This window comes from Streptomyces sp. SID12501 (assembly GCF_010550245.1).
Lineage (GTDB): Bacteria > Actinomycetota > Actinomycetes > Streptomycetales > Streptomycetaceae > Streptomyces.
Genome location: NZ_JAAGLU010000252.1, coordinates 1 through 627, shown reverse-complemented (window position 1 = coordinate 627; position 627 = coordinate 1). Strand labels below are relative to the sequence as shown.

Annotated in this window: 1 protein-coding gene; it reads right to left on the bottom strand. The window is 69.4% G+C overall.

Going from position 1 to position 627, the window contains the following annotated elements:
• A partial coding sequence (locus tag G3I71_RS45555) for an ISAs1 family transposase (protein WP_164324816.1) occupies positions 1 to 627 on the bottom strand: 627 nt, incomplete at both ends.

Sequence of the window (627 nt, the reverse complement as noted above, 5' to 3'; positions counted from 1 at the left end):
ACGGCCGATGGCCTGTGGTGATGCCTCAAACGATGTCATGTCGCTGATGGCGTGGACGGTCTGCCGGGTGACCTTGCCGGTCTTCAGATCGGTGCGGTGTCGCAGGATCCTTACCGCCTGGACCAGGTACGGAAAGTCCAGGCCGAGGCCGGTGACGGTGAGCGTGCGCACCGAGCGGGTCTCGCGCCGTCCGTGCCCGGCCTCGCGGTCATAGCGGCGGGCGGTCACCTCCTTCCACGGCAGGGCTTTGACCGCCGCGTGGAGTTTCGGCTGGTTGCCCTTGACCACCATCAGGTAGTGGGCGTTCTTCACCTCCACCAGCCATTTCGCGTGTTCGCGCTGGGTGTGGAGGTCGTCGGCGGTCACCACCGTGCCGGTCAGGTCGAACGGTGCCAGCAGGGCGGTGAAGCCGGTGATCTCGTTGGTTTTGTCCGGTACCCGCAGCTGGCTGACGGTCCGGCCGGTGGCCGTGACGGCGGACAGCAGGTGGGCGGCCGGAGCGGTTTCGGTGCGCGAGCCGCGCGCGGTCTTGCCGTCCACCGCGACCGATTCCGTGCCGGCCGGGCCGTGGCCGAGAAGGTCGGCGAGCCAGGCGGGACACACCAGGACCAGCACCCGGCGCGCGGT